Origin of the sequence: Ferrovibrio sp. MS7 (genome assembly GCF_038404985.1) — a bacterium.
Taxonomy (GTDB): Bacteria; Pseudomonadota; Alphaproteobacteria; order Ferrovibrionales; family Ferrovibrionaceae; genus Ferrovibrio; species Ferrovibrio plantarum.
The window spans coordinates 893,438-919,707 of the sequence record NZ_JBBKBA010000001.1; the positions used below are offsets into that span (position 1 = coordinate 893,438).

Below are 26,270 nucleotides of genomic sequence, written 5' to 3' on the forward strand. Positions count from 1 at the left end.
CCTATTGCGCAGGAAATGCCGTCAAATCCGTGCAATCACCTCGTTTGCCTAATCTGTTCTATCGGTGCGGCGCCACTTACTTCGTGAGCGCGCCATACACCATGTCGCGCAGCAGGCTGCGATAGGGCACACGCTGCTTCGGCGACTGCATCATGAACACCACGAACAGGTTCTGCTTCGGGTCCACCCACATATAGGTGCCGCCGGCGCCGCCCCAGTTATATTCGCCGGCCGAGCCCTGCAGCGGCGACACGCCATCGCTCTTGCGCACGGCAAAGCCGAGGCCGAAGCCATAGCCTGTGCCTGGCAGGTAGAACGGGCCGGGCTTCACCACATCGCCCATATGATCGGCGGTCATGAAGCTGACGGTGGCGGGGCTGAGATAGCGTTTGCCGCCAAAGCTGCCCTTGTTCAGCATCATCTGCAGGAAGCGGGCATAATCCATTGCCGTGCCGGTGAGGCCGCCGCCGCCGGATTCCCATTTCGCCGCCTGGCGCGGATCGAAGAAATCGGCATCGGTGCCGATATTGCGATCATTGGCGAAAGGCTCGGCAACGCGCTTCTGCTTCGCTGCGTCGGTAACGTAGAAAGCCGTGTCCTTCATGCCCAGCGGATTGAAAATGCGCTGCTGCATCGACTGCCCGAGCGACTTGCCGTCCGCCACTTCGATCACGCGGCCCAGCACATCGGTGTTGTAGCCGTAATCCCAGGTGGTGCCGGGCTGGTAGCCGAGCGGCAGCTTGGCGATGCGGTCGGCGAATTCGGCATTGTCGATATTGGTGCTGAGCGACACGCTCTCGCGGTAGGCGCGCTTCTGCAATGTGTCGCCGAAAAAGCCATAGGTAATGCCGGCGGTATGGCGCAGCAGATCCTGCACGCTGGGGGCGCGTGCCGGTGCCAGTTCCAGCACCATCTTGCCGTCGGCGCTGGGCTTTTCGACGCCCAGCTTGGCGTCCTTGAAGCTCGGGATGTAGCGCGCCACCGGATCGCCGATGGTGACCTTGCCTTCCTCCACCAGCTGCATCGCCACCGCGCTGGTGATCGGCTTGGTCATGGAATAGATGCGGAAGATGCTGTCCTTGGCCATCGGGATCTTGGCCTGCGGGTCCTGCTGGCCGATGGCTTCGAAATAGGCAACCTTGCCGTGCCGCGCGATCAGCAATACCGCGCCCGGGATGGTGCCGGCATCGACATCGCTTTTGATGCGCTTGGAAATGGCGCCGAGCTTGGCGGAGGAGAAGCCCAGGGCTTCCGGCTTTTCGCGCGCCAGTTCGGCCGGCGCCTCGGCGGCGAGCACGGCTGTTGAGAGCAGCACGGGCGCTGAGAGCAGCAGGCCTGCTGCAAGAATGGATGTGGGGGCGAGAAAGCGGGTCTTATCGTGCCGCGCGAATTGACGCGGCAGGCCATAACGCTGCATCGTATTTCCTCCCAAATGGCGTTTCGTTTGCTTGAACGCCTTATTTGTGGGATTGTCGGACAAAGTAGGGGGCGCGTCAAGGGGGCCTGATTTCGCGGCTTCCTCGATGCGCGGGGGAACCGAAGTCACCATGGCTCAGCAGGACGAGCGCTTTCCGCGCATCAGCAATATTCCCGCGTATCAGCGCGTGGCCGAGATGATCGAGCAGGAGATCGTCAGCGGCCGGCTGCGTCCGGGCGAGGCGCTGGGCACGGAGGCCGAACTGGTGAAGCAGTTCGGCGTCAACCGCTCCACGGTGCGCGAGGGCATCCGGCTGCTGGAGCAGGGCGGCCTGATCCGCCGCGATCCCAGCCGCAGGCTGATCGTCGGCCTGCCGCATTACGACAAGCTTTCCACCCGTGTCAGCCGCGCGCTGATCCTGCACCAGGTCAGTTTCCTGGAATTGTGGGAAGCCACCATGGCGATGAGCCTCGCCACGTTCGAACTGGCGATGAACCGCGCCACACCGAAGCTGATCGAGCGGCTGGAGCGCAACATCGCCGCCACCGAAGCCGCCAAGCATGATCCGGCGGCGGTCGGCGAACTGGATGGCGAATTCCATATCCTGCTGGAAGAAGCCAGCAACAACCGCGTGCTGCAATTGGCCCGCGAGCCATCGAATATGCTGATCTATTCCGTCACCGAACTGGTGGTGCGCGATATCAGCCAGGGCGCCGAACGCCTGATCCAGGCGCACCGCATGCTGGTGCAGGCGCTGAAAGACAAGGATGTCGAACTCGGCCGGCTCTGGACCCGGCGCCATCTCAACGACTGGCGCAAGGGCTTCGAGCTTGGCGGCCGCGACCTCAACCAGCCGCTCGATTCAGTGCTGCTGGATGCCACCCGCATGCGCGAAAGCGCCAGCCGCAGCGCGGCGGAGTAGGGCAACACCTCTACTCGTCATCGCCGGACTTGATCCGGCGATCTCAGGCAGTCTGGCGTGAGATGCCCGGGTCAAGCCCGGGCATGACGATGGTATTTGATCGGTTGGCCGTCATGCCCCGCTTTAGCCGGGGCATGACGCATTCCTTGTTTTTCGTGTCCTGTCATTCTCGCTTTCGCGAGGATGACGATTATTGTTTTATCCTGCAGGTGGTGGGCAAAGCGGTGGCGGCGGCTTTCACCACGCCCTGCGTCTTCCAGCCCCAGCCGGTGTTTTCCTCGTCGAACTTCATGCCGGCTTCCAGCGGGCCGAAGGAAGCGATTTCCAGATCCTGCAACAACTGGTGGTCAGTCGCGCGCATCTCCGCTGGCTGGCCGTAAAGCGTGCGGTAGCGCATGCCTTCCAATGCTGCCGCCACGCGTTTCGGTTCGGTGCTGCCGGCCTTGACGATGGCGGCATCCAGCATGTCCATCAGGGCGCGGATACGCGGCACGTTGAAGCTGCCGCCGAAGCGGGCGCGGTAGGCGGTCTCGATGCCGTCGCGGTCGGCCTCCGGGTGATTGGCATGGCCTTCGATGCTGGCGAACACGCGGTGCGTCAGGCCGGTCTGGCGGATCGCGGTCGGGCTGCCGATGCCGCTGGCGTAATAGGTGTACCAGTCGACCTGCAGGCCGGCATCGGCGGCGGCTTTCAGCAGCAGCGCCAGATCCGAGCCCCAGTTGCCGGTGATCACGCTGTCGGCGCCACTGGCCTTGATCTTCGCCACATAGGGCGCGAAATCAGTGATCTTGGCCATCGGGTGCAGTTCATCGCCAACGATCTGCAAGTCAGGCCGCTTGGCCTGCAGCATGTCGAGCGCTGATTTGCGCACCGCCTGACCGAAGGAATAATCCTGGTTGATCAGGTAGAGCTTGCGCGCCTGCGGCCGTGCCTTGATGAAGTCGGTCAACGCCTGCATCTTCATGTCGGCATGGGCATCCCAGCGGAAATGCCAGGGGCTGCATTTGTCGTTGGTCAGCGCCGGATCAATCGCCGCGTAGTTCAGCAGCAAGGCCTGCCGGTTCGGGTTGCGCTCGTTATGCTTGTCCAGGAAATCCACCAGGGCGGCGGCAACGGCCGACGAATTGCCCTGGGCGATAAAGCGGATGCCGGCATCGATCGCCTTCTGCGCCGCGACGATGCTTTCCTGCGGGCTCAACTTGTTGTCGTAGGCAACGATCTCGTAGCTGCGCGTGCCGCTGCTCAGGCGCTCGGCCATGAAGCGGAAATGATTGAGGCCGTTCTGCGTTACGGCAGCGGCGCCACCGGACAGCGGATCGATGAAGGCAACACGGACCGGCTCCGCTGCCTGCGCGGCAGCAGCAACGCAGAACAGCAGCGCCGCAACAAGAAAGCCACGCATGGTCAGCCTGGGCATGATCAACCGGCACGCGCCTGCTGCACGAAGGGCTTGAGGTCGATCAGCGGCCGGGCGCCGACATGGCTGATCACTTCCGCCGCGCAGAGGCTGCCAAGCCGGCCGCTGGCATGCAGGTCGAGGCCGGCGGTATAGCCATGCAGGAAGCCGGCGGCATAGAGATCGCCGGCGCCGGTGGTGTCCTTCACGCTCACGCCCTTCACCGCGTCGATGATATGCACGGTCTCGCCGGCCAGGATCACCGAGCCCTTTTCCGAGCGCGTCAGCGCCGCCACATCGACATGATGGCGCACATGCTGCAAGGCACCGTCGAAATCGCTGCTCTGGTAGAGCGAGATGATCTCGCTCTCATTGGCAAACAGGATGTCCACCGCGTGCTCGACGAGATACTGGAATTCGGCGCGGTGGCGTTCGACGCAGAAGGCATCCGAAAGCGTCAGCGCCACCTTGTTGCCGGCTTCATGCGCCAGCCGCATCGCCTTGCGCATGGCTTCCTTGGCGCGCGGCTGGTCCCACAGATAGCCTTCGAGATAGGTCACCTTGGCACCGGCGACGGCGGCGGCGCTCACATCGTCGGGCGTCATCTCGGCGCAGGCGCCGAGATAGGTGTTCATGGTGCGCTGGGCATCGGGGGTCACCAGGATCAGGCAGCGCGCCGTGGCCGGGCCATCGGTTGCCGCCTTGGTATCGAAGCCGACGCCGATCTTGCGGATATCATGGCTGAAGGCATCGCCGAGTTCGTCGTTGCGCACGCGGCCGACGAAGCTGACCGAACCGCCGAGCATGGCGATGCCGGCGGCGGTATTGGCGGCCGAGCCACCAGACATGCGGGTCTTCTGTGCCGGCATGGCGCCGTAGATCGCCTCGGCGCGGGCGGCGTCGATCAGGGTCATGTGGCCCTTGGCCATGCCATGCTGGGCGATGAAGGCATCATCCACCTCGGCGAGCACATCGACGATGGCATTGCCAACGGCAAGGACGGCGGTTTTCTGACCTGACATGGAAGCCTACCCGGGAAAAGTGATTGCAGCTACTCTCCCTTACCCTGGTCACGAAAAGAACGCAATTCGGTGGAGGATTCGAGAGCATGAATGACCTGATCAAGCTGACCGCGCGCCAGGCGGTGGAGCTGTTGCGCAAGGGCGAGGTTTCGCCGCTGGAGCTGATCGATGCCGCCGAAGCGCGCATCAACGAGGTCGATGGCAAGGTCAACGCGGTGCCGACCCGCTGTTTCGAGCGGGCGCGGGCGGTTGCCTCCCGGCTGGAGCATCCCGAGCGTCCTGGCCCCGGCTATCTCTACGGCCTGCCCATGGTGATCAAGGATCTGGTGGAAGTGGCCGGCGTGCGTACCACCTGGGGCAGCCGCGCCTTCGAGAACCACATTTCCACCACCTCGGACTGGTCGGTGGAGCGGCTGGAGCGCAAGGGTGCGCTGATCGTCGGTAAAGCCAATACGCCGGAATTCGGTGCCGGTGCCCAGACCTTCAACGAGGTGTTCGGCACCACCACCAATCCGTGGAACACGGCGCTGACGCCGGGCGGCTCGTCCGGCGGCTCGGCAGTGGCGGTGGCGACCGGCGAGGTCTGGCTCGCCGATGGCTCCGATCTCGGCGGCTCTCTGCGTATCCCGGCCAGCTTTGCCGGCGTGGTCGGCCTGCGCCCCTCGCCGGGCCGGGTTGGCCTAGGCCCGCGCGGCCTGCCCTTCGACACCCTGGCGGTGAACGGCCCGATGGGCCGCACGGTCGGCGATGTCGCCTTGCTGCTGGATGCGCAATCCGGCCTCGATACCCGCGACCCGCTGAGCCTGCCCGCACCTGATGAAAGTTTTGTCTCGGCGGTGGACCGCCAGATGGCACTGGGCCGGCTGCCGAGCCGCTTCGCCGGTGGCTGCCGCATCGCCTTCAGCCCTGATCTCGGCCTCTGCCCGGTGGATGCGGAAGTGGTGTCGATCTGCGCAGCCGCGATGCAGCGGCTGGAAAAGCTCGGCGCCCGCGTCGACGACAAGGCGCCGGATTTCTCCGGTTCGGAAGAATGCTTCCAGGTGCTCCGCGCGATCAACTTCGCCGCCACGGTGTGGCCGCGCATCCAGGGCAAGCTCGACGTGGTGAAAAAGGAAGTGATCTGGAATGCCGAAAAGGGCCTCAAGCATACGGGGCCGGAAATCGCCGAGGCGCGGCGCCAGCAGGGCCTGCTCTACAACCGCATCGCGGCCTTCTTCGAGCATCACGATTTCCTGGCCTTGCCGACCGTGGTGGCGCCGCCCTTCGATCACCGCACGCGCTATCTCGAAGAGGTCAATGGCCGCAAGTTCGACACCTACATAAGCTGGCTGATCCTCACCTTCGCCGTCACGCTCACCGGCACGCCGGCGATCTCGGTGCCGGCCGGCTTCACGCGCAGCGGCCTGCCGGTCGGCCTGCAGATCGTGGCGCGGCCGCGCGGCGATGCCGAATTGCTGGCGCTTTCGGCCTTGCTGGAAGCGGATCTCAACCTCGGCACGCATAACCCGGTGACGCCGAAATAACACAGGAATCCCGCCGTGATTTTCGCCTCGCTCCGCCTTGCCCTGCAGCAATTGCCCGATCCAACCTTCCGGCAAGTGCTGCTGCGCGGGCTGGGCGTGGCGGTGGTGATCTTCCTGCTGCTCAGTGTCGGCTTCGGCTATGGCATCACGGAAATTCCCTCCACCGGCACCGGCTGGCTCGACAGCCTGATCGCGGTCAGCTCAGGGCTGGGGTTGTTCTTCCTCAAGCTGCTGCTGTTCCCCCTGGTGCTCACCGCCGCCATCGGCCTGTTCCTGGATGATGTCGCGGCGGCAGTGGAGCAGCGCTATTACCCGGCCGATCTGCCAGGCCAGCCGCTCAGCACCACCGCCTCGCTGCTGCAGGCGGCGCGGTTCCTGCTGGTGGTTTTGCTGCTGAATGCTGCATTACTGCCGGTTTATTTGCTGCTGCTGTTTTTCCCGCCGCTGAAGCTGGCGCTGTTTTTCACGGTGAACGGCTATCTGGTCAGCCGCGAATATTTCGAACAGGTGGCGGGCCGCTACCGTTCGCGCGCCGAGGTTGATGCCATGCGCCTGCGCCATCGCGGCGATCTGTGGCTGGCCGGCGTGGTTATTGTCCTTCTGTTAACCATTCCCCTGGTAAATCTGATCGTGCCGATCGTCGCCACGGCCTTCATGGTCCATATCTTCAAGCGTTTGCCGCGTGCGGCCTGACAGGAGCCGCCGCAGCACCGGATAGGGAACCCCAGGATCGCGGCGCAACACAGATTGTGGCGCAGAGCATTAGGGATGAGGGGTACCGCATGTTTGGTCGCAAGAAGCCCAGTGAAGAAGCCGCCAATTTGCCGCCGGCACCACCGCCGAAACCGCCGGTAGCCGTGCTGGAACCGCAGGCCGCTGTTGCGGTGCCGGTGAAAAACACCGAGGATGGCAAGACCGCCAGCGAAGATTTGCCGCCGCTGCCGCTGCACATGCAGCGCTTCGGCAAGCCCAGCCTGCCTGCCAATAGCCAGGCGCCGACCATTTCCACCAACCCGACTGCTTCTGCCAACCCCACCATTTCTGCCAATCAGGGATCGACCATGAGCGACAATCCGTCCAGCACCCCGACCTTCCGTCCCGAGATCGCCAAGCGCCCGGCGATGGATCTTGGCGCGAAGCCGGCGGCCCCCGCCGCGCCGGCGATGCCGGCGATTGCTTCGGTGGTTGCCACCAGCAACAGCACCAGTTCGCGCAGCGAATCGCCGGAGCCGAAGGTGCTGATCATCGGCCGCGAAATCAGCCTCACCGGCCAGATCACCGCCTGCGACAAGGTAGTGGTCGAGGGCAAGGTGGAAGCCACTCTCACCGACAGCCGTTTTGTCGAGATCGCCGAGACCGGCCAGTTCAAGGGTTCGGCCGAGATCGAGGAAGCTGAAGTGCGCGGCAAGTTCGAAGGCAAGCTCTCCGTGCGCGGCCGTCTGCTGATCCGCGGCACCGGCAAGGTGATGGGCGAGATCGCCTATGGCCAGATCGAAGTGGAATGCGGCGGTGAGCTGAGCGGCACGGTGCAGACCGTGGCGGCCGGCAACCGTCTGTCTTCCTCGGTCGCCGCCGAGTAATCCAGCCTATGCGTTCCGTGGCGCGCGGCATCGTTGCCGCGCTGCTTCTCGCGGTTCTCTCGGCCTGCGGCGGCGCTAAGCCACCGCAGGCCGAAGCCGTGTCTGCGCCGCAGCCGGCGCTATCGCCCGCCGACACCCTTAATCTCGCCCTGGTGCCGCCGCCCAGCGTGCCAGGCGAAGCGCCGCGCCGCGCCGTCAGCAGCGATGCCATCGGCAAGAACGCGACCGAACTGCGCGCCCTGTTCGGCCAGCCGGCGCAATTGCGCCGCGAAGCCCCGGCCGAGGTCTGGCAGTATCTCGCCGAGACGCCCGCCTGCGTGCTGCTGTTCGTGCTTTACCCAACGGAAACGCCGGGCGTGCAGCGGGTGCAGCATGCCGAAGCCCTGCCGCGCCGCCGCGGCAGCCAGATCAGCGACGCCGATTGCGTCGCCGCCCTCTTGAAAACCAGCCCCGCCCCGGGCAAACCTGTTTCATAAACCAACCCGGGGAAGGATGCGCCATGGTCATGGACGAGGTGGTGCTGCGCATCGACAGCACCGGTCAAACCGTGCTTGGCGTCGTGCTGGCGCTGATCATGTTCGGTGTCGCGCTTGATCTGCGGCTCTCCGATTTCGCCGCCGTGCTGAAAAAGCCCTTCGCGCCGGTGCTCGGCATGCTGGCCCAGGTGCTGCTGCTGCCAGCGGCAAGCTGGGCGCTGACCATGCTGCTCAAGCCGCATCCAAGCATCGCACTCGGCATGATCATCGTCGGTGCCTGTCCGGGCGGCAATCTCTCCAACCTGATCACCCATCTCGGGCGTGGCAATACCGCGCTCTCGGTCTGTGTCACCGGACTCTCATCGGTGCTGGCGGTGATCTCGACGCCGCTCAATATCCTGTTCTGGGCCGGGCTCAATCCCGAAACCGCCACTTTGCTGCGCCAGGTGAATATCGAACCGGTGCCGTTCCTGCTCTCCACCGCCGCCGTGCTCGGCCTGCCGATGGCTGCCGGCATGTTGATCGCGCATCACCTGCCCGCTCTGGCTGCCCGGCTGCGCAAGCCGTTCCAGGCCGGCTCGTTCCTGTTCCTGATCCTGTTCATCGGCGCGGCGGCGATTGCCAATGGCAAATACTTCCTCGGCTTCATCGGCATCATCCTGCCGCTGGTGGCTGTGCATAACGCACTCGCGCTCAGTGTCGGCTATGGCACGGCGAAACTCGCCGGCCTGAATGTGCCCGATACCCGCGCCATTACCATCGAGGTCGGGATGCAGAATTCCGGTCTCGGCCTGGCGCTGATCCTCAATCATTTCGATGCCATCGGCGGCGCCGCGCTGATCGCCGCCGGCTGGGGCGTGTGGCATATCGTGTCGGGCTGGACGCTGGCTTCGATCTGGCGCCGGCAGGACAGGAAACGGGAAGCCGCATGACGATCCTGGTCACCGGCGCCGCCGGCTTCATTGGTGCTGTGTTGCTGCGGCGTCTGGCGGGCGAGAGCATCATCGGCCTTGATCTGCGCGCACCTGCGCAGCCCGTGCCCAGCGTCGATTACCGCCAGGGCGATATCCGCGACCGCGCCGCGCTGGTTGCGCTGATGCAGAGCGTGAGGCCGCGTGTGGTGGTGCATCTGGCTTCCGTGGTCGCCGCCGGCGGCGATGCGGCGCTGGATCATGCCATCGATGTCGGCGGCACGGAGAATGTATTGATCGCCTGCAAGGAAGCCGGTGTGCGCCGCCTGGTCGTCACCTCCTCGGGTGCCGCCTATGGCTATCATGCCGACAACCCGGTGCCCTTGACTGAAACCGATGCGTTGCGCGGCAACGAGGATTTTCCCTATGCGCGCAACAAAAGATTGGTCGAGGAAATGCTGGCACGCTGGCGCGACCTCTACCCGCAGCTCGAGCAGGTGGTGTTCCGGCCCTGCACCGTGCTGGCGCCGGGCTTGAAGAACCAGATCACCGCCATCTTCGAGCGGCCGATGATCACCGGGCTGGCCGGGGCCACCACGCCGTTCAGCTTCATCGCCGACAGCGATGTCGCCGCCGCATTGGCGCGCGCCGCGACGGATGGCCCGGCCGGCATCTACAATCTCGCTGGCGATGGCGCGCTCAGCCTGCGCCAGATTGCAGCGCGTATCGGTAAGACCTATCTGGCTATTCCGCCCGGGCTGATGCGTGGCGCGCTGTTTGCCGCCAACCGCTTGGGCTTGACCAAACTCGGCCCGACTCAGGTATTGTTCCTGCAATACCGCCCGGTGCTGGATAATACGCGGCTCAAGACCGTGTTCGGCTATGTGCCGGCGTTTGACTCAGCCGGCGCCTTCGCGCGCTACTGGCAGGGTGTGGCATGACCTATCTGATCATCGGTGCCGGCCCGGCCGGGCTCGCGGCGGCCAAGACCTTCAAGCAGGCCGGCCTCGATTTCGTTGTCGCCGAGCGCCATGGCGATATCGGCGGACAATGGCTCTATGGCGCGGAAGGCAGCGCGGTCTATGCCTCGACACATTTGATCTCGTCCAAGGGCACCACGGCCTTCACCGAACTGCCGATGGCCGATGACCTGCCAGCTTATCCGCGCCACGATCAGGTGCGCGGCTACCTGCACAAGTTCGCGCATCATTTCGGCCTCTACGAGCATATCCGGCTCAATACCGGCGTGCTCAGTCTGGCGCGCGAAGGCGATGCCTGGCGGGCCGCTTTCTCGGATGGCAGCACGGCGCTCTATGAGGGCGTGGTGATCGCCAACGGGCATCTGAGCGATCCGAATATCCCGAGTTTCCCCGGCACGTTCTCGGGCGAGATATTCCATTCCAAGCGTTACAAGACGCCGGAGATTTTCGACGGCAAGCGCGTGTTGATCGTCGGCGCCGGCAATACCGGCTGCGATATCGTGGTGGATGCGGTGCATCGCGCCACGGCGGTCGGCTGGAGCCTGCGCGGCGGAAATCATTTCGTGCCGAAATTCGTTGCCGGCAGGCCCGCCGATGCCGGCAACCATAACCGTCGCTTCGTGCTGCCGCGCAATCTGCGCTCGTTCATTCATGGTCTGGCGATCCGCATCCTGGTCGGCCCACCGGAACGCTTCGGCCTGCCGAAGCCGCGCCACCGGCTTTATGACCGCACGCCCATCGTCAATTCCCTGGTGCTGCAGCATCTGGGCCAGGGCGATGTGCGGGTGCATAAGCCGATCGAACGCTTCGATGGCCGCGTGGTGCATTTCAAGGATGGCGTCAGTACCGAGTATGACTTGATCATCCTCGCCACCGGTTATCGCACCACGTTTCCGTTCCTGGATCTGAAATGGCTGAACTGGCGCGAGCCGGCGCCGCATCTCTATCTCAATATCTTTCCGCCGGGCGATAATGGCCTCTATGTCTGTGGCCTGCTGGAAGGCGCGGGCATCGGCTGGCCCGGCCGCATGCTGCAGGCGGAATTGATCGCCGCCTATATCGCGGCCAGGGCCAAGCCGGCCGGCGAGGCCTTCCGCCGCCGCATCGACGCCTATTGCGCCGGGCCGCGGCCTCGGGACGCCGGCGAACACGGCATCTTCGTCGATTTTCTGGAATACAAGCGGGATGCGCGCAAGGCGATTGAAGGGCTGGTATAGCCTTACAACAGCGCCCTGAACTCCGCATAGCGCAGCGCATCCAGCGCCTTGTCATCGCTGACCAGGCGGGCACCTTCGGCCTCGGCCTGGGCCAGCAGAAGATGGTCGGCGCTTTTCATGCTGGCATCGGGAGGGCTGAGGCGGCGGCTCTGCAATTCGTAATACAGCGCCATCAGATCGGCCTGGCGGTACATGTCAGGCACCTTGCGCAATTCAGCGAGCACCACCGGGCTGGCCAGGATCTCGATCCGGCCGTCATCCAGCGCTGCCAGAATCTGCTCGGCATCGTCATGCTGCAGCACGGCGTCATAGGCGTTGCTGTCCAGCACCAGCCGGATCACTTCAGTCGACATCGGGAGTCTTTTCCGGAAAAGCGCAGAGGTCGCGGATGATGCAGCGCGGGCAGGCCGGCTGCCGCGCCTTGCAGATATAGCGGCCATGCAGGATCAGCCAGTGATGCGCGTGTTGTATGTAATCCGCTGGTACGATCTTCTCCAGCCCCAGTTCGACGGCCAGCGGCGTCTTGCCCGGCGCCAGGCCGATGCGGTTGGAAACCCGGAAGATATGGGTATCGACAGCGATCGTCGGTTCGCCCCATAGCACGTTCAGCACCACATTCGCTGTCTTGCGCCCGACGCCAGGCAATGCCTGCAGTGCATCGCGGTCGCGTGGCACGTCGCCGCCATGCTGCTCCAGCAGCAGGCGTGACAGCGCGATCACGTTCTTGGTCTTGGCGTTGAACAGGCCGATGGTCTTGATATGCTCTTTCAAGCCGGCCTCGCCAAGCTTCAGCATTGCCGCCGGATCCTGTACCCGCTCGAACAGTTTCTTTGTCGCCTTGTTGACGCCGACATCGGTGGCCTGCGCCGACAGCACCACGGCGACCAGCAGGGTATAGGCGTTGACGTAGTTGAGTTCGGTCTTGGGCGCCGGCTCGGCGGCAGCGAAGCGGGCGAAGATTTCGCGCACGGCCTCGGGCGCCAGGGCTTTGGGCTTGCGGGTCTTCGGTTTGCGGGGCGGCTTATTCGCGGCGGGCATGGCCTGAATCGGGGCGGGGCTTGCTTGCTGGCTCTCTCTCCCTGATCTTGTAGCCCATGATCCGCCTGCTTGTCGCCCTTCTGCTCCTGTTCGCCGCTGCTCCTGACACGCTCGTGACCGGCGCCTGGGCGCAATCCTGCCGCCTGCCCGAGCGCGTGGAAAGCCGCGCCTGTGCTGCCCAGGGCCCGGCGCGCGGCACGCCCGGCCAGTTCGACTATTATGTGCTGGCCTTGAGCTGGTCGCCGGCCTTCTGTGCCGATGCCGGCCGTGCACGCGCCAACCGGCTGCAATGCGCCGACAATAATTTCGGCTTCGTCCTGCATGGCCTGTGGCCGCAATACCGTGGTGCAACAAAAGGCGAGCCAGCCTGGCCGCAATATTGCCGTCGTGTCGAGGCGCTACCAGATGCCTTGCTGCGCCGCCATCTCTGCCAGCAGCCCAGCGCTGTGTTGATGAATTGCGAATGGGCCAAGCATGGCACCTGCACCGGCCTTGATGCGGAAGGCTACTTCGCCGCCGCCGAGCGGCTGATGCAGCGCCTGCAACTGCCAGACCTGCGGCGCGGCGAGCTGCAGGTCGGCGATCTGATCAAGGCGATACAGGCTGTAAATACGGGCATAAAGCCTGAACATATCGCGGTGATTGTGAGGGATGGGGCGTTAAGCGAAGTAAGACTGTGCTACAGCCGGAATTTGACGGAATACGTTGCCTGTGACCCGGCTGTCGGCGGCTCCAGGCCGAGCCGTCGCTTGCGGGTGCAATGAAGGGGCGGCAGGCTTGCCAATCCCTGCCACCTAAACGATGATCCGCCCGCATCGACTACACAATAGATAGGCCGGGCTGCTGCAGCATTCGGCCGGCGGAGATTTCATCATGATCCTGCAACGCTCCATCGGCGCGCGCATCGTCGCCGCCATGCTTGCCGCCACCTTCCTCGGCATCTTCATCGTCGCCGCCTACATGGTGGCCGATAATCTTCGCGGCGCGCAGGATGATATCGACCAGCAGATGCGCGATTACTACGGCGATGTGCAGGATGGCGTGACCCAGGAGCAGCGCACGCTGGAAGCGGTGAGCAATACCGTTGCGGGTCTGCGCCCGGTGCAGGAAGCGGTGGCACGCGGCGACCGTGCCGCTGCCCTGGCCTTGCTGGCCGAGACGATGAAGTTCCTCACCGAGCGCCAGGGCATCGGCCTGATCACGATTCAATCGCCCGATGGCGTGGCGTTCATGCGCTCGCATAATCCCACCGCGTTCGGCGACAATGTGCTGGCGCGGCGCCAGACCGTGAAGGCGGCGATTGAGACCGGCCGCACCCATGGCGGCATCGAGCCGGGCCGCGACAACCTCTCGATCTTCGCCAGCGTACCGATGCGCCTCGAGGGCAAGCTGATTGGCATTGTCGATACCGGCGCCGTGCTGGGCGAGGAATTTGTCAAGCGCATGAAGGCGCGCAGCCGCATCGACGTGGCGGTCTACCTGCCCGATGGCGACAACTTCAAGCTCTACGCCACGACGCAGAAGGTCGATGCCGTGCCGCAGGAAGCGCTCAAGGCGGCGATGGCCGGCGAGGTTCGCACCGGCCGCGCCAAACGCGGCACCATGGAACTGGCCCTGCTTACCGCGCCCATGAACAATTTCTCCGGCAAGCCGATAGCGGTGGTGGAGATCATCGCCGATATCAGCGCCCAGGCCGCCGAAGCACAGCGCGACCTGATCATCCTGCTGGCCATCGCGGCGGCCACGCTGGCATTGACTGCCGTGCTGGCGGTGCTGCTGGCGCGCGGCATCAGCCGCCCCATCGTGGCGGTGACCGGCGCAATGCAGCAGATCGCCGATGGCGCGCTGGATACCGTGATCCCTGCCGAGGGCCGCGCCGACGAGATCGGCCGCATGGCGGCGGCGCTGGGTGTGTTCAAGCGCAACGCGCAGGAGAACCGCCGCTTGGCGGCAGAGCAGGAAAGCCAGCGCGCCGCCTTCGAGACCGAGCGGCGCGAACAGGAAGCGATGCTCGACCGTGCCATGGGCCAGGTGGTGCAGGCAGCCGCCAGCGGCGACCTGACGCGGCGCATCGACACGGCGGAACTCGATGGCGTGATGAAAACACTGGGCGATGGCGTCAACCGCCTGGTCGCCACCACCGATGGCGCGTTGCGTGAACTATCGACGGTGCTCGGCAAGCTCGCCGATGGCGATCTCGGCGCGCGCATGCAGGGCAGCCATCATGGCGTATTCGCCGAATTGCAGCAGGACGCCAACCGCATGGCGACCAAGCTGACCGAGATCGTGCAGCAGCTTGGCACCGCCACCCATGCGGTGCGCGATGCGGCGCATGAAATCTCTGCCGGCAGCCATGATCTTGCCGGCCGCACCGAGCAGCAGGCCGCCAGCCTGGAAGAGACGGCAGCGTCGATGCATGAGATCACCGCCACGGTGAAGCAGAATGCCGACAATGCCCAGGCCGCCAACCAGTTGAGTCAGGCGGCGCGTGATACCGCCAATCGCGGCGGCAGCGTGGTGCAGGATGCGGTAGCGGCGGTGGCCCGTATCGAGGATAGTGCGCGCAAGATTTCCGATATCGTCGGCCTGATTGATGAAATCGCCTTCCAGACCAACCTGCTGGCGCTGAACGCTTCCGTCGAAGCAGCCCGCGCCGGCGAAGCCGGCAAGGGTTTCGCCGTGGTGGCGCAGGAAGTGCGCAGCCTGGCGCAGCGTTCGGCCAATGCCTCGAAGGAGATCAAGGCGCTGATCGTCGAATCCAACAACCAGGTGCGCAGCGGCGCGGCCTTGGTGAACCAGACCGGCAAGTCGCTGGAGGAGATCGTCGCGGCGATCAAGAAAGTGTCGGATATCGTCGCCGAAATCGCCGCCGCTTCCGCCGAACAATCGACCGGCCTGGAAGAAGTCAATGTCGCCGTCGGCAACATGGACGAGATGACGCAGCGCAACGGCGCCCTGGTGGAGCAGACCAATGCCGCGGCGCAGTCGCTGGCCGGCCAGGCCGACCAGCTCGCCACGGCGGTGGGCTTCTTCCGGCTGTAAGGCTGGCGCCTCTAGGCTAGATGAGCGGCGCGCCGCCGTTGCGGGCGGCGCGCAGTTTCAGCACCAGCAGCAGGGTGCGGCCCAGCATCAGGCCAGCCAGCAGGCCGCCGAGCCCGGCCTCCGCCAGCAGGTAGCCATGGTCGCGCAGCAGGGCCGGCTCGCGCGCAAAGCTGACGGCGAAGAAATACTTGGCCGAAAAGCTGAAGACATAGATCGCCAGCGGCCAGGGGCTGCCTTCCAGCATCAGTTTGTCGCTGCCGGGGATGCGGGTGACGCCCAGCTTATGCACGACCCGACCGCCGATGAAGCCACCCGCCGCGCAGGCCAGTGCCCATACCGCCGGCATCCATACCGTCAGATCCTCGGCACCGGCCGGCGGATGCAGCGCACGCTGGATCACGCTGGGCAGGGTGATGGTGATCAGGATCAGCGGGCCGAGCAGCATCTGGCCCAGTTTCAGCGGCCGTGGCCGCATGCGGCGGATGCCGAGGAAGACCAGCACCGCGAACAGGGCGAAGACCCAGAGCGGGGTATGGCTGAGTATCGCGCGCAGGCTGTCGAACATCGCTATTAGGCTTATCTCCCGGCGAGATGCCGGGCAAGCATAAATTGCGACGGATTCAGACAGGTGTGTGCAGATAAGGCCGAGCGGCTTTTCCGGGTATGCAGCCTTGGCTAGACTGCGCGCCAATGGATAACGCGAAAGAAAAATTTCTCTCGACGCTGAATTCCAGCACGTCGCGCGTCTATGCCACGCTGCTGTTCACGCGTGGGCTGGAAACCGCGCAGCAGCCGCAGCCCGGCGCCGAGGCCGGCCCGCCGCAATTGCTGTTCGCCAATGCGCGGTTGAACCGCTGTTTCGTGGTCAAGGAAACCACCACGCGCGTTTCCGATTTCTCGCTCGGCAATTACACCGAAACCAAGATCGTGATTCCCTATAACCCGGATCAGCTCGGCGATGGCGCGGTTTCCTACATGCCGAAGATGCGCGGCGGCTGGCGCGCGCTGCAGGATGCCGGCCTGCTCTCCGAGACCCATGACGATCCGCGCCGCATCCGCGACCAGGCGATCATCGATGCCTTCTGCTCGATCCCGTCCTATGCCCCCTTCCTGGTGAAGGACCGGCTGCAAAGCAAGGGCATTCAGGCCGACGATGCCTATTTCGCCATCACGCCGCAGGAATACGAGGCGGTGCGCGCCTTCATCAACCAGCGTTTCGACAAGATGGTGCAGACGCTGATCCCGCCCAATGCACCGGACCGCGATGGTCGCGTCGAGAAGCTGACCCACAAGCTGTGGTTCCTCGACGATCTCGATGCGCTGCAGGATATTGCCCGCGCCTTCTCGATCCCGAAGGACCGCACCTTCGAGGTATTCTACGGCTGGAAGGGCATTTCCTATTTCGAATATGAATATGCCCGCATCAAGCAGCGGCTGATGGACCTCGTCACTTGGCTGGCAAGCGAAAGCGAGCCGGTGGATTACGTGCCGAAGGATCTGCGCAAGGATTTCGATGCCGACCGCGATGGCGTTGCCAAGGGCATGGTCTATGCCACGCGCATCATCCATTCGCTGCTCAAGCAGTATAACGACAGCTTCGACAAGCTGTTCGTGCACCAGACCGGCTCGGCCGATTTCGTCGAATTCCTGATCACCGCGAATGAGAAATTCTGGCAGCTCGGCGAGAATATCTCCAAGATCGAGCATGCACTCAGCGTCATCGATTCCTATATCGAACGGCTCAAGACGCGGCGCTTCCAGTTCGTGCATCTTTCCGAAATCATCGCCGCCCAGCGTGCCGTGTTCGCCATGCCGGAACGTCCGGCCGGCGAGGTCGATACTGATGCCGACGACAGCGGGTTTATTACCGGTTGATGCTCACTAAATGCTCTCGTCATGCCCGGGCTTGACCCGGGCATCTCGTCGTTGTCTACAAAGACCAAGGACAGCGGGGAGGCAGACATGACGATCCTGGTGGCGGGCGGTGGTATCGGCGGCCTGGCGGCGGCGCTCTCGCTGGCCAATCGCGGCTTCAACGTCACGGTGCTGGAACAGGCATCCAGCCTCGGTGAAATCGGCGCCGGTATCCAGATCGGGCCGAATGCCTTCCATGCGCTCGATCATCTCGGCGTCGGCCCGGCGGCGCGCGCCAAGGCGGTCTATGTCGATGGCCTGGTGCTGATGGATGCGATCTCGGATGAGCGCGTCTGCACTATTCCCCTGGACCAGCCATTCCGCGACCGCTACCGTAACCCTTACGCCGTGATCCACCGCGCCGATCTGCATGGCGTGCTGCTGGAGGGCTGCCGCCAGCATGCCGGCATTACCCTGCGCACCGCCACCCGGGTGGTGGATTACGAGAATACCGGCAGCGGTGTCGTGGCGATCACGCAGCATGGCGAAAGGCTGCAGGCCCGCGCGCTGATCGGCGCCGATGGCCTGCGCTCCCTGGTGCGGGCACGGCTGGTCGGCGATGGCGAGCCGGTGGTTTCAGGCCACACGACCTATCGCTCGGTGATCCCCACCGAGCAGATGCCGGAAGAATTGCGCTGGAATGCCGCGACGCTCTGGGCCGGGCCGAAATGCCATATCGTGCATTACCCTTTGCAGGGCTGGAAAGTGTTCAACCTGGTTGCCACGGTGCATACCGATGCCAGGGAAGCCGTCGCCGGCGAGCCGGTGCCGACCGACCTGGTGCGCAGCAGTTTCGCCCATGTCGCGGCGCGGCCGCAGCGCATTATTCAGGCGGCGGAAAGCTGGAAACGCTGGGTGCTATGCGACCGCGAGCCGCAGGAAACCTGGATCGACGGCCATGCCGCGCTGCTTGGCGATGCGGCGCATCCGATGCTGCAATACATGGCGCAAGGCGCCTGCATGGCCATGGAGGATGCGGTTTCCTTGGGCCGCGCGCTGGCTGAAGCCGGCGACGACATTCCAGTCGGCCTCGAAGCCTATCGCCGCGAAAGATTGCCGCGTACCACGCGGTTGCAGCTCGCTTCGCGGGCCATGGGTGAATATGTCTATCATCCCGATGGCGCGCGGCGGCTGGCGCGCAATGCCTGGCTCGGCGCCAAGTCGCCTGCCGATTTCTACACCAGCCTCGACTGGCTCTACGGTTTCGGCGCGGTTTAAGGACGTGAGGCTGGCGCCTCACGCACTTCTTGTCACCCTCGCGAATGCGAGGGTCCCATTGCCATTTAAAATGGGATTCTCGCTTTCGCGAGAATGACGAAAAGCAAGAAGCCTAATTCGCCAAGGCCTGTTTGATCCAGGCGGCGATTTCCTCGCGGGAGGATTGCAGCACGCTGACATGGGTGCCCTTGATCGTCTGATAGACGCTCTTCGGGCTAGGCGGCAGGCGGTCGAAGATGTAGCTCTTGGCCACCGTGGTCAGCGGATCATCATCGCCGATGATCAGCAGGCTCGGGGTGCCGGCCGGCACTTTCTTCGCCATCTCGCCCATCTCGGCTTCGCCATCGGGATCGAAATAGCTCAAATACTGCGCGGCGGTGAGGCGCACGGAAAGCGCCTTGCCCTGGTTGTTGTCCTTGAAGTCGCGCTTGGTATCGCCCTGGCCGGCCGCGACCAGGGCGCGGGCTTCATCAATGCTGGCGCGCACGGCGCCATTCGGCCCTTGCTGTTGCGCGTTGTAGTAATAGTAGGGCACATGGCCCGGTGCCATCAGCACCAGGGCATCGACGCCGCCGCGTGTCGCGGCAAAGCTCAGCGCACCAGCACAGCCAATCGAATGGCCCAGTACCACGATTTTTGTCGCGCCCGCCGAGCGCAGGGCGTCGATGTTGCTCTTGATCTCGCCCATCGCCTTGGCCCAGTCGCCATCGATATAGCGGTTGGCCGACCACGGCATGTCCGGCACGCGCACGCGCATGCCATCGGCTTCCAGCTTGGTGCGGATAGATTGCAACCCGGGATTCTGCGGGCTGCCCGGATTCTTGCCATGCAGCAGCAGCACGCCGATGGTTTCGGCGGCAAAAGACGGGGCGGCAGCGAACAACAGCGCCAGACCCAGGACCAGACAGGGAGCCAGGCGACACAGCACTAAACGACACAACATCAGACGTTCCTCTTACTTTTTTTGCGACTCAGGTTTTTAGACTTAGGCTTTCTTTTGCGACAGCATCAGCGCATTGAAGCGGCGCAGCGGGCTGCTTTCCACCACCAAATCCTTGCGCGCGGCGAATTGCCAGTTCGGGTGGAACACCGGAATGAAGGCCTGTTCCTCAATGGTGAGTTCGAGTGCCTGCTGGGTCAGCGCGGTGCGCTTCGCCGGATCCATTTCCACCGCCGCCTTCTGGATTACAGCATCAATCGCCGGATTGGAATGCTTGGTACGGTTGGCGGTGCCCATGCCGCGCGCCGGATCGACAGTGTGAATCAGCGCACGCGGGCCGATCAGCGCTTCCTCAGTGCCGTATTGCGCGATGAAGGCGGAATATTTCTGCGTGCTGGCCTGGCCGAAGAATACCGTGCCCGGCACCGCCTCGATCGCCACCTGCAGGCCGAGGCGGGTCCAGGTCTGGCCGATGGCCTGGGCGATATCGCGATCCTTCGGATAGCGGTCGTTGGTGGCGTGCAGGGTGATCTTGAAGCCTTCCCCGTAGCCGGCTTCGGCCAGCAGCTTCTTGGCCTGGTCCGGATCGAAGGCATGCGGTTTCAGCTTCTGGCTGGTGCCCTCGAAGGTGGAAGGCATGAATTGCGAGGCCGGCGATACCGAGCCATCCATCAGGCGGCTGGCCATCAATTCGCGATTGATCGCCAATGAGAGCGCGCGGCGCACCCGCTTGTCCTTCAGCGGATTGCCTTTCAGCGGCGGCTGGCCGTCCTTCGGGCCGATGAACGGGCTGTCATCGCGGTCGGAATCGAGCGCGATGTAATGCACCACCGAACTCGGGCCGCTGTAGAGGGCATAGCGGGCATCCTCGCGGAAACGCGGGATGTCACCCGGCGGCACTTCGTCGATGGCATCCACCTGGCCGGAAAGCAGATTGGCGATGCGGGTCGGATCGCTCTTGATCACCTTCTCCACCACCTTGCCCCAGGCCGGCTTGCCGCCCCAGTAATTCGGGTTGGCTTCCAGCACCAGGCGGTCGCCGTTCACCCATTCCACCACCTTGTAGGGGCCGGTGCCGATGCAGAAGGCGCTGCCGGTGTTGAAATCCGCCGTGGTGGCATTGGCCAGGGCGGCGGGAATGATGAACACGCGCGAGAGATCGGCCGGCAGGGTCGGATTCGGTTCCTTGGTGTGGAAGCGGATCACGTGATCGTTCACCACCTCCATGCGGTCGATCGACTTGGTGAACTGGCTGAACAGGTTCGGGCTGTTCGGCACATTCGGCACGCGGTTATAGGTCGCCACCACATCGGCGGCGGTGAAGGCAGCACCATTGTGGTACTTCACGTCGCGGCGCAGGGTGAATTCCCACACCAGCTCGCTCACCAGCTTGTAGCCGGTGGCCAGGCCCGGCTGGACGCGCAGGCTGTTATCCAGGGTCATCAGCGCATCGAAAATCAGGCTGTGGCTGGAGCCTTGCGGGAAGCCGTTGAAGAAATGCGGATCGAGGGTATTCAGCTCCAGCTTGGTGCCGAGCGTCAGGGTACCGGGCACCACGGTGGCCTGACTCGGCGCCTGGGCCAGGGCATGTACCGCCAGACCGGGGCCGACCAGACCGATGGCGGTGCCGCCCAGAATCAGTTCACGCCGGTTGATGTGATGCATTGCCCCCTCCGTGTTGCATTCATTAGTATGAGAACGATCTTCCCCCTTGCTGTCAAACGGTAACGCCGCAAAACCATGACCAAACAGCCCAGCGTCTCGAAACTGCCGCGCATCGCCTTCGGCGGCTTCATGCTCGAAAGCAACAATCATTCGCCGGTCGCCACCGAGGCCGAATTCCGCGATGCAGTGCTGCTCGAGGCCGGCGAATTGCTGGCCGATATCGCCAAGCCGGCGCCGGCAGTGCCGCCCACCGTTACCGGCTTCACCCATGCCATGGATGGTTTTGGTCCTTGGCAGAAGCTACCGCTGATCATGGCCGCCGTCGGTGCCTCGGGTCCGGTGGACCAGCCGTTCTTTGAGTGGGTGGTGCGGCGCATGGTGGAAGAACTCGAGCGCCATATCCGCGAGGGCGGGCCACTGGATGCTGTGTTCCTGTCGCAGCATGGCGCGGCAATCGCCACGGGCGATATTGATCCGGACGGCACGCTGTTCCGCGCCGTGCGGGCGGTGATCGGCCCGGATGTGCCGCTGCTCTGCACGCTCGACCTGCATGCCAATGTCAACCAGACGATGGTTGACCTGACCCAGGTGATGGTGAGCTATCGCTGCAATCCGCATACCGACATGGCGGATCGCGGCGCCGATTGCGCCCGGCATCTGCAACGGCTGCTGGCCGGCGAGCGTCCAGCACGCGGCTTCCAGAAACTGCCCTTCATTCCGCCTTCCACGTCGCAGAACACCAAGGCCGGCCCCTATGCCGACCTGATCGCCTTCGGACAGCAATATGTTGGTGGCGAGGTCTGGGACGTATCGATCAATTCCGGCTTCTCGCTCGGCGATACGCCGAAGAACGGCATGTCGGTGATCGTCACGGCGAACACGCAGGACCGCGCCGACCAGGTGGCGCGCGAAGTGGCAGCGCAGGCCTGGGCGACGCGGCATAATTTCGTCGCCAGGCTCACCAGCATCGAGGATTGCGCCGCCATGGCCGTGGCCGCCTCGCGCGATCCGGCCAAGCCGGCTTTGCTGTTCGCGGATGTCGCCGATAATCCGGGTGGCGGCGGCGGCGGCAATACGCCCTATCTGCTCGAAGCCTTCCACAAGGCCGGCGTCGAGGGCTGCGCGCTCGGGCCATTCTTTGATCCCGAACTGGCGGCTGAAGCACACCGTTTAGGGGAAGGCGTGCAATTCCCGGCCACCTTCAATCGCAAGCCTTCCACGGATTTTTCCGGCACCATCACCCTGCCCGGCCGGGTGGTGAAACTCTCCGATGGTCTGTTCGTCGGCCGCCGTGGCATGGCCGCCGGGCGGCAGATGGATATGGGCAAGGCGGCGGCGATCCAGGTCGGCGGCATCACCGTGGTCGTCACCACCTACCGTCACCAGGCGCTGGATCCGATGTTCTTCGAAAGCCTCGGCATTGATTTGCGCAAATTGCGCAGTTTGATCGTGAAATCGCGCGGCCATTTCCGTGCCGGCTTCGACGATATCTTCAGCGACGCGCAGATCATCGAGGCCGATGCGCCGGGCCTGACCACGCCGATGCTGCAGCGGGTGCCGTGGCGCGAAGTGCCGCGTCCGATCTTCCCGCTCGATCCGGAGATGGAATGGGCACCCGCTTAATGTTCGATATTGCCTGATGTATGACGCCATCATTCTCGGCGCCGGCGGCGCCGGGCTGATGTGCGCGGCGGTGGCCGGTCAGCGCGGCCTCAGTGTGCTGGTGCTGGATCATGCCGAGACGCCGGGCGAGAAAATCCGCATCTCCGGCGGTGGCCGCTGCAACTTCACCAACCTGCATGCCGCGCCAGCCAATTTCCTCTCACGGAACCCGCGCTTCTGCATCTCGGCCTTGAGCCGCTATACACCGCGTGACTTCATTGCCCTGGTCGATGCCCATGGTATCGCCTGGCATGAAAAGACGCTGGGGCAATTATTCTGCGATGGCTCGGCGCGGCAGATCGTGCAGATGTTGCTGGATGAATGTGCCAAGGGTGGCGTAGCGTTGCGCTTCGGCGAAAGCATTACTGGCGTCGTCCATGATGACTCCGGTTTCCGCGTCGATACTCAGGCCGGCCGTTATCAGGCGGCACAGCTCGTCGTCGCCACCGGCGGCTTGTCGATCCCGAAAATCGGCGCCACGGATTTCGGTCATCGCCTGGCGCGGCAATTCGGGCTGAATATCATCCCGACGCGGCCCGGCCTGGTGCCACTCACCTTTGCCCCCGACCTGCTCAAGGATCTCGCGCCGCTGGCTGGTCTTTCCGTGCCGCAAGTGGAGGCCAGCGTTGAGTCGAAGGCGGGCGGCAAGGCAAAATTCCGCGAGGCGTTGCTGTTCACCCATCGCGGCTTGAGCGGCCCGGCGATCCTGCAGATTTCATCCTACTGGCGCGAGGGCGAGGCCATCGCGCTGAACCTGGTGCCCGATACGGATGTATTCGCCGCCCTCAAGGCGGCCCGCATTGCCAATCCGCGCCAGGAATTCGCCACCGCGCTCGGGGCTTGGCTGCCGAAGCGGCTGGCACAGCTGCTGGCGGGCGAGGATGCCATGCGACGGCTGGCGGATTTGAACGACAGCCGTTTGCGTGCTACCGCCGATCTGGTGCGTAACTGGCGGCTGGTGCCCGCGGGCAGCGAAGGTTATCGCACGGCGGAAGTGACGCTCGGCGGGGTCGATACCGATGACTTGTCGTCACAGACCCTGGCGGCCAAAGCGGTGCCGGGGCTCTATTTCATCGGCGAGGTGGTGGATGTCACCGGCCATCTCGGCGGCTTCAATTTCCAATGGGCCTGGGCCTCGGCGCAGGCAGCGGGCAAGGCGCTGCACAAGGCCGCGTAATATCTCGGCTTGCACCCGCTGGGTTGCGCGCGTAGCGTGCGGATACTGGGTGCGGCGGAGTGGAAATGGCGAAGGGCTTGGGGTTTTTGTGCGCGATGCTTGCGGCCCTGCTGGCTGCGTCCGCGTTGCCGGCCCAAACCCGTCCGGCAGAGTCCCGCCCGCCAGAGGCAAACCAGCTTGAATCGCCAGAGCCGAACAAGCTTGAATCGGTCGTCTTGGGCATGGGGGCCTTTCCGCCCTATCTGGTCTATGGCGAGGCCGGACCGACCGGCCTGGCGGTCAGTCTGGCAGCCGACCTGTTCCCCGAAATCGGCCTGCGCCTGGTGCTGCGCGATATGCCGTTTGCCCGCGCCCTGCAGGAAGCGCGCAGCGGCGGCGTCGAAGGCCTGCTGCTGGCCTCGCGGCTGCCCGAGCGCGAGGCCTATCTCGCCTTCACGCCGCCGGTGTTTTGCGAATACCGCGACCTGTTCGTGCGCCGGGGCGAGGAATTCGACTGGCGCCAGACCATCGCCGGCAAGACCATCGGCGTCGGCCAGGGGCTGAATTACGGCCCGATGTTCCAGAGCTGGATCGATGCGCGGCTGATCACGCCGGTGTCGCTGTCGAACATGTCGCAATTGCTCGAGGTGCTGGCCCGTGGTCGCTTCGATGCGGCGCTGATCTCACGCTCGGAGGCCGATGTGCTGCTGGCGTTGCAGCCGGAACTGGCCCGGCTGGTGCTGCCGCTGGAACCGCATATCACCGTGGCGCCGCTGAGCTTCGCCTTCGCCCGCGCCCATGATGGCGCCGCCCGTGCCGAAAAGCTCACCGCGCTGCTGCGCCGGCGCGGCATGATAAAAGAGTGCAATCAGTGACGGGGCCACGGTGACTGAGCAGTGGAATCTCACCCAGACCTGGGCCTGGATCCGCTGGCGCGACAGGGCGAAGGTAGCGGCCTTCCAGGCGGAAGGCCATATCGGCCTGGCCGAAGCGATGATGTTTCCCGATGGCAGCCGCATCATCGAGGAGAATCACCGCGCCGCCCTGCTCGAAGCCCTGCGCGCCGGCCGCATCACCACGCAAGGCCAGGAAACCACGGCTGCCGCCCTGGTGCCGATTGCGCCCGCCGACTGGCAGCGCATCGAACCGGTGGCGCCGTCCCAGGCCCGCCATGCCGTCGCCGGCAACCGCCGCGTCGCCTGGCATGGCCTGCGTTTCGATGCCACGGTGGCGATGCGGCTATGGCCGCCGCTGCCGCCGCCTGGTGGGCTGTCGCTGCGGGCTTAGTGCTTCTTTATAAGTGCCGACAGATAGATTTTTATGCATGCCCTGTCTGGTCTATTCATCAATTAATAATGGGCGTTTTTTTCTAAAACTCTCCATGTGCTCCTTACTGGGTGTTATGTGAACTCTTTTTATCATCTGCAATTTTGGTTGAATGTCATTTTGATTTTCTGCTGACACAGGTAATGCTTCAAATGAGCGAGCTTGTACAAAGTTTAGCGGTACTTCAAGCAAATCAAAATCTTCTGGATGTTTTTGTCTCAGTGCGGCGACCCTTTCTTTCAGTTGCTTGGGTGTTTTGGGAAGTTCAATCGTTTTAATCTCTATGGAGGACAGCAAAAATTTGATCTCTTCCTCACTTAGATCTTTTTGGATTTTATATAACTCGCCCAGGATTTTATTTAATTCGATCTCGACATCCTGCGAGTTCATACCCCCCATGCGGTCTTTTAATTTTTCTACCCGATTGATAATGCGATGAATTTTCCCCGGTGTTTTTAGCCGTCTCTCTGTTCTATAAATTTGTGGGGGCGTTGCATTTATTTCCGGTAAAAAATCATCAAGTATGGAATCACTAAACTCTCTGGCATCTTTAACAAGCTCGGTAATGCTTTTTTTAAATTCAGAATAAACAGCTATACCGTGATAAGCTGCCCCTAGCACACCGAATACGGTCAGCCATATTTTTAATGACCCTTCTTCAATTCGAATCTCTAGATCAACTGGCTCAGTATAGAGGCCAGCAATTATTGGTCGGGCAATGCGTTCAGCACGTTCTTGGATTTCGTTTAAATATGATGTCGTGTACTGGTAATGTCTGAGATGAATATATGCTTCTGCTAATGCAGTCATTGAACCCCCAAATTTAACCCCTATTTCTGCATTCGATTAATATTATGCATAATTA

The 26,270-nt window shown here is 63.5% G+C and carries 25 protein-coding genes; 16 read left to right on the forward strand and 9 right to left on the reverse strand.

Annotated elements, in window-relative coordinates:
• Positions 1-76: 76 nt before the first annotated feature.
• The gene (locus V6B08_RS04245) at positions 77-1,417 is read right to left on the reverse strand and encodes a serine hydrolase domain-containing protein (protein ID WP_341978439.1); all 1,341 of its coding nucleotides are present in this window, start codon (positions 1,415-1,417) and stop codon (positions 77-79) included.
• A 130-nt stretch (positions 1,418-1,547) separates the two neighbouring features.
• On the opposite strand from V6B08_RS04245, the gene V6B08_RS04250 reads away from it, so the two are divergent.
• Complete coding sequence (locus V6B08_RS04250; RefSeq protein WP_341978442.1) at positions 1,548-2,339, forward strand: FadR/GntR family transcriptional regulator; 792 nt, start codon at positions 1,548-1,550, stop codon at positions 2,337-2,339.
• A gap of 190 nt (positions 2,340-2,529) precedes the next feature.
• On the opposite strand, the gene V6B08_RS04255 is transcribed toward V6B08_RS04250, so the two are convergent.
• On the reverse strand, positions 2,530-3,756 hold the full coding sequence (locus tag V6B08_RS04255; RefSeq protein ID WP_341978444.1) for a branched-chain amino acid ABC transporter substrate-binding protein: 1,227 nt from the start codon (positions 3,754-3,756) through the stop codon (positions 2,530-2,532).
• A gap of 2 nt (positions 3,757-3,758) precedes the next feature.
• Positions 3,759-4,757 (reverse strand): adenosine kinase, encoded by a 999-nt coding sequence (locus V6B08_RS04260; protein WP_341978446.1) that lies wholly within the window; start codon positions 4,755-4,757, stop codon positions 3,759-3,761.
• Positions 4,758-4,843: 86 nt separating this feature from the next.
• On the opposite strand from V6B08_RS04260, the gene V6B08_RS04265 reads away from it, so the two are divergent.
• The 7 genes from V6B08_RS04265 (at position 4,844) to V6B08_RS04295 (ending at position 11,444) form a co-directional block, all read left to right on the forward strand.
• Positions 4,844-6,280, forward strand: coding sequence for an amidase (locus tag V6B08_RS04265; RefSeq protein WP_341978447.1), 1,437 nt, complete (start codon positions 4,844-4,846; stop codon positions 6,278-6,280).
• Positions 6,281-6,295: 15 nt separating this feature from the next.
• Positions 6,296-6,973, forward strand: a complete 678-nt coding sequence (locus V6B08_RS04270; RefSeq protein WP_341978449.1) for an EI24 domain-containing protein — start codon at positions 6,296-6,298, stop codon at positions 6,971-6,973.
• A gap of 89 nt (positions 6,974-7,062) precedes the next feature.
• The gene (locus tag V6B08_RS04275) at positions 7,063-7,860 is read left to right on the forward strand and encodes a bactofilin family protein (protein ID WP_341978451.1); all 798 of its coding nucleotides are present in this window, start codon (positions 7,063-7,065) and stop codon (positions 7,858-7,860) included.
• 8 nt (positions 7,861-7,868) lie between these two features.
• Entirely contained in the window at positions 7,869-8,336 is a 468-nt protein-coding gene (locus V6B08_RS04280; protein ID WP_341978453.1) for a hypothetical protein, read from the forward strand.
• 23 nt (positions 8,337-8,359) lie between these two features.
• Positions 8,360-9,268: a bile acid:sodium symporter family protein gene (locus tag V6B08_RS04285; protein ID WP_341978455.1), complete on the forward strand. Its 909-nt coding sequence runs from the start codon at positions 8,360-8,362 to the stop codon at positions 9,266-9,268.
• A complete protein-coding gene (locus tag V6B08_RS04290) occupies positions 9,265-10,188 on the forward strand; it encodes an NAD-dependent epimerase/dehydratase family protein (RefSeq protein ID WP_341978457.1) in 924 nt (307 codons plus the stop codon). Before V6B08_RS04285 ends, V6B08_RS04290 begins: the two co-directional genes overlap by 4 nt.
• Positions 10,185-11,444: a flavin-containing monooxygenase gene (locus tag V6B08_RS04295; protein ID WP_341978459.1), complete on the forward strand. Its 1,260-nt coding sequence runs from the start codon at positions 10,185-10,187 to the stop codon at positions 11,442-11,444. The genes V6B08_RS04290 and V6B08_RS04295 overlap by 4 nt, the downstream gene beginning before the upstream one ends.
• Positions 11,445-11,446: 2 nt before the next feature.
• On the opposite strand, the gene V6B08_RS04300 is transcribed toward V6B08_RS04295, so the two are convergent.
• Positions 11,447-11,797, reverse strand: coding sequence for a hypothetical protein (locus V6B08_RS04300; protein WP_341978461.1), 351 nt, complete (start codon positions 11,795-11,797; stop codon positions 11,447-11,449).
• Positions 11,787-12,482: an endonuclease III gene (nth, locus tag V6B08_RS04305; RefSeq protein ID WP_341978463.1), complete on the reverse strand. Its 696-nt coding sequence runs from the start codon at positions 12,480-12,482 to the stop codon at positions 11,787-11,789. The genes V6B08_RS04300 and nth overlap by 11 nt, the downstream gene beginning before the upstream one ends.
• Positions 12,483-12,538: 56 nt before the next feature.
• Between nth and V6B08_RS04310 the strand changes: the two genes are divergently transcribed.
• Both V6B08_RS04310 and V6B08_RS04315 read left to right on the forward strand, forming a co-directional pair.
• Entirely contained in the window at positions 12,539-13,246 is a 708-nt protein-coding gene (locus V6B08_RS04310) for a ribonuclease T2 family protein (protein ID WP_341978465.1), read from the forward strand.
• A gap of 109 nt (positions 13,247-13,355) precedes the next feature.
• On the forward strand, positions 13,356-15,524 hold the full coding sequence (locus tag V6B08_RS04315) for a methyl-accepting chemotaxis protein (protein WP_341978467.1): 2,169 nt from the start codon (positions 13,356-13,358) through the stop codon (positions 15,522-15,524).
• 16 nt (positions 15,525-15,540) lie between these two features.
• On the opposite strand, the gene V6B08_RS04320 is transcribed toward V6B08_RS04315, so the two are convergent.
• Positions 15,541-16,089, reverse strand: a complete 549-nt coding sequence (locus tag V6B08_RS04320; RefSeq protein ID WP_341978469.1) for a DUF6622 family protein — start codon at positions 16,087-16,089, stop codon at positions 15,541-15,543.
• A 125-nt stretch (positions 16,090-16,214) separates the two neighbouring features.
• Here V6B08_RS04320 and V6B08_RS04325 point away from each other — a divergent pair, with 125 nt between their 5' ends.
• Together V6B08_RS04325 and V6B08_RS04330 are read left to right on the forward strand one after the other, a co-directional pair.
• Positions 16,215-17,399, forward strand: coding sequence for a hypothetical protein (locus tag V6B08_RS04325; RefSeq protein ID WP_341978471.1), 1,185 nt, complete (start codon positions 16,215-16,217; stop codon positions 17,397-17,399).
• Positions 17,400-17,486: 87 nt separating this feature from the next.
• On the forward strand, positions 17,487-18,656 hold the full coding sequence (locus tag V6B08_RS04330; RefSeq protein WP_341978472.1) for a 3-hydroxybenzoate 6-monooxygenase: 1,170 nt from the start codon (positions 17,487-17,489) through the stop codon (positions 18,654-18,656).
• Positions 18,657-18,768: 112 nt separating this feature from the next.
• On the opposite strand, the gene V6B08_RS04335 is transcribed toward V6B08_RS04330, so the two are convergent.
• Positions 18,769-19,599, reverse strand: coding sequence for an alpha/beta hydrolase (locus tag V6B08_RS04335; RefSeq protein WP_341978474.1), 831 nt, complete (start codon positions 19,597-19,599; stop codon positions 18,769-18,771).
• 42 nt (positions 19,600-19,641) lie between these two features.
• On the reverse strand, positions 19,642-21,261 hold the full coding sequence (locus tag V6B08_RS04340; RefSeq protein WP_341978476.1) for an ABC transporter substrate-binding protein: 1,620 nt from the start codon (positions 21,259-21,261) through the stop codon (positions 19,642-19,644).
• A gap of 75 nt (positions 21,262-21,336) precedes the next feature.
• Between V6B08_RS04340 and V6B08_RS04345 the strand changes: the two genes are divergently transcribed.
• The 4 genes from V6B08_RS04345 to V6B08_RS04360 all read left to right on the forward strand — a co-directional run bounded on the left by V6B08_RS04345 (position 21,337) and on the right by V6B08_RS04360 (position 25,366).
• Complete coding sequence (locus V6B08_RS04345; protein ID WP_341978478.1) at positions 21,337-22,884, forward strand: M81 family metallopeptidase; 1,548 nt, start codon at positions 21,337-21,339, stop codon at positions 22,882-22,884.
• A gap of 16 nt (positions 22,885-22,900) precedes the next feature.
• Entirely contained in the window at positions 22,901-24,100 is a 1,200-nt protein-coding gene (locus V6B08_RS04350) for a BaiN/RdsA family NAD(P)/FAD-dependent oxidoreductase (protein WP_341978480.1), read from the forward strand.
• A gap of 221 nt (positions 24,101-24,321) precedes the next feature.
• Entirely contained in the window at positions 24,322-24,954 is a 633-nt protein-coding gene (locus tag V6B08_RS04355) for a substrate-binding periplasmic protein (RefSeq protein WP_341978482.1), read from the forward strand.
• 10 nt (positions 24,955-24,964) lie between these two features.
• The gene (locus tag V6B08_RS04360) at positions 24,965-25,366 is read left to right on the forward strand and encodes a hypothetical protein (RefSeq protein WP_341978484.1); all 402 of its coding nucleotides are present in this window, start codon (positions 24,965-24,967) and stop codon (positions 25,364-25,366) included.
• 51 nt (positions 25,367-25,417) lie between these two features.
• Here V6B08_RS04360 and V6B08_RS04365 read toward each other — a convergent pair whose 3' ends face one another.
• Positions 25,418-26,215, reverse strand: a complete 798-nt coding sequence (locus tag V6B08_RS04365; protein WP_341978485.1) for a hypothetical protein — start codon at positions 26,213-26,215, stop codon at positions 25,418-25,420.
• Between the last annotated feature and the right edge of the window lie 55 nt (positions 26,216-26,270).